Consider the following 3023-nt stretch of genomic DNA (forward strand, 5'->3'; position numbering starts at 1 on the left):
ACAATTCCTCAATACAAGTATCAATAGTTAAAGCGAGAAAATAAATCTACAATGTGTAGAAAAAATTACCCGCATTTATCATTCATTTTCCATTTAAAACATTCCTTTAAGTTGTAAGCGGAAATGTTTACAGCGTAAGTGTGCGTTGGCTGCCTCAATTAGCCGATTAAGTAATTGATTGATTAGTGTTTGCATAGTTTTTGCACCTACGCGATTATATTGATTAATGCCCTAAAACTTTGAAAACACGATTACTACGATATATTTTCCCAATATTTATACTTTTCTGTCTATTTGGTAATAAAACAATTGGGCAAACTATAACGGTAGCGGCTTTAAATAGCGGGCTTAGTCCTGATCCGATTTCATTAGGGAATAATGGATATGTTTTGTTTGGCTTCTCTGTTAAATATTCAAGTGCTGCAACCGCCAGTATACTCCAAATAACAACCGTTGGTGGCGTAAATCCTCAATCCATGTTTTCAAACGGCAAATTATACCGGGCCAATTCAGTTAGTACTACAAGCTATTCTTCAACAGGTTTTACCCAGGTTTCCGGAACAGGATCTGGCGGAACCACAAATATTTATTCAAATGTAGTTCAATTTTCAGGCTTAAATGAAACTTTCGCAGCTGGCGAAACAAAAAATTATTTTTTCGTTGCCGACTTTACTGTTACATACTTTTCTGCAACATCCATACAGTTTACTATAAACAAAAATCAATCAGATGCTTTAGCAATAGGGCCATCGTACTCTTATCAGAAAAACTCAACAAATACTATAACAGGCCCTCTTTATCACGTAGGGGCAACACTTAATTGGCGCGGGGGTGCAAATGGTAATGCTAACTTTTCTGATCCAGCGAACTATTCAACGGCAAATGGCAATGCTCCAAGTGTTGCACCAGGCCAATATGATGTTGTACAAATTGGTGTTGTTGACAGATATAATTCTACTATGCCAACCGTTACTGGGAATAAAACCATTGGCAAGCTAGTATTTGGTTCAAACTATGTACCTACCTTAACAATAACTGCAGGAGGCTCACTTACCGTTAATCTCGGCATGACCATTAACAGTGGAGCATCGCCAACAATCGCCAGTAGTTCAGCTTCTAGTTCGGCAACCGTTAATATTGCAGGTACTTCGACAGTTGCTTCAACCGGGAATTTACAACTATCTAACAAAATCACCGTCAATAATACCGGGGCTTTTACATTTTTATCAGACGCAAGCGGAACCGGCTCTTTAGGGGCGCTTCCGAGCACGGCCAGCCTAACCGGGACTTATACTGTACAACGCTGGTTTACCGGCGGCCAGCTTTCTAACCGTGGCTGGCGCTTAATGAGTTCGCCGGTTGCAAACGGTTCAGGAACTTATAACTTTTCAAGCCTGCAAACCAATTTATATATAACCGGTGCATTAGGCGGTGGGTTCGATGTTTCGCCTGCAAATAATGCTACCGTGCTTTTATATGATACAGCCAACAAAAAGTTTATATCATTACCCTCAATTACTACAGGCGTAAACGTGGGCAGTGGCTTTTATTTTTACTTTAGGGGTAACAAAACCAACACCCTGGGGAAACTTTCAAAAAATGGGGCCAACTATACAGCACCAGAATCAAATGTTGTGGGCTTGCAAACCGGCACACTTAACCAACAGGGTATTACCTATACATTATCAAACGCAGGCAGTGGCTTTAACTTGGTGGGTAACCCTTACGCATCAACTATTAGCATGCCAAGTGGCGGCGGTAGTGTTGGTAATTCGGCGCCATATACAGGCACAACAGGTTTTGTATATACTTATACGCCTGGTGCAAACAGCGTTTCGCCTGCACCATCAACTGTTAATATTGCAAGTGGCCAGGGGTTTTATGTAAAATCAACCAGTAGTACAAGTTCTATAGCATTTACCGAAAGTTTAAAAACCGCTACACAAGTAACAGGGTCAAATTTGTTATTAGGCAAACCGGTAGGCACCGGGTTACCTATTTTAAGTGTAAAAATGGTTCAGGACAGTGCCAACTATGACATTGCCCACATACGTTTTTTGGATACTTACAAAAACGAATACGATGAAATGGAAGATGCCGACGACATTGCCGGAAGCGGACAAAGTGTATTTTTAAGCGCTATGACGATTGATGCCCATGCCGTAGCCATTGCATCACAACCACTTGATAAAAAAAGAACATCGATATTTTTAAACGTTAATGATAACTATAGCGGCCTCTACAGCATCCAAAAAATGGACCTTAGCGGCATACCTGAAGTTTATGATGTATGGCTGATGGATCATTTTAAAAGTGATTCGCTTGATCTGAGGGCTAACAATACTTATAAATTTAACCTTGATAAAGCAAACCCGCTAACCTTTGGCAGCACCCGGTTTGAAATAGTGATCAGGAAAAAAGCTTTGCCACCCTATGAATTGGTATCATTTAACGGGCAAAAAACGGGTACCGATGTATTGCTTAAATGGAACACTGTAAACGAGTACGATTACACTTCGTTTGAGTTGCAAAGAAGCACCGACGGAACAAACTTTGAGGCCGTTAGAAACATACAATCAAGTTCGCAGGGGTCATACAATTTTAAGGATATATACAGCAGCAATAATACCGCAACAATATACTATCGCCTAAAACAGGTTGATATAAACGATATGGTATATTATTCAAACATTGTTATCATAACACCGGCCAAAGGTAACGGTACATTCGCTGTATTTCCTAACCCGGCAACTAATACCATACAATTCAATTTAGACCAAACCATTAAGTTGTCATCCGTACGGTTAAACATTTTCAATGCGATGGGGCTATTAATGAAATCGAGCGTTTTTACAGCAAGCACCGGGCAACAGGATGTATCAAACTTAATACCAGGAAATTACACTATTGAGGTAACAGATCTGAATAGTAAAAAAGCAGTACTTACCGGTAAATTCATAAAGCTTTAACCAGCATTACAGCACTCTTATTAAATACATAAAAAAAACCGGCATTCCTGCCGG

The 3023-nt window shown here is 39.9% G+C and carries 1 protein-coding gene; it reads left to right on the top strand.

Annotated elements, in window-relative coordinates; translation table 11 throughout:
* Window positions 1-239: 239 nt before the first annotated feature.
* Window positions 240-2969: a T9SS type A sorting domain-containing protein gene (locus tag WC615_RS23150; protein WP_372980391.1), complete on the top strand. Its 2730-nt coding sequence runs from the start codon at window positions 240-242 to the stop codon at window positions 2967-2969.
* The last annotated feature ends 54 nt before the right edge of the window (window positions 2970-3023 follow it).

Origin of the sequence: Mucilaginibacter sp., assembly GCF_041663085.1 — a bacterium.
Classification (GTDB): domain Bacteria; phylum Bacteroidota; class Bacteroidia; order Sphingobacteriales; family Sphingobacteriaceae; genus Mucilaginibacter.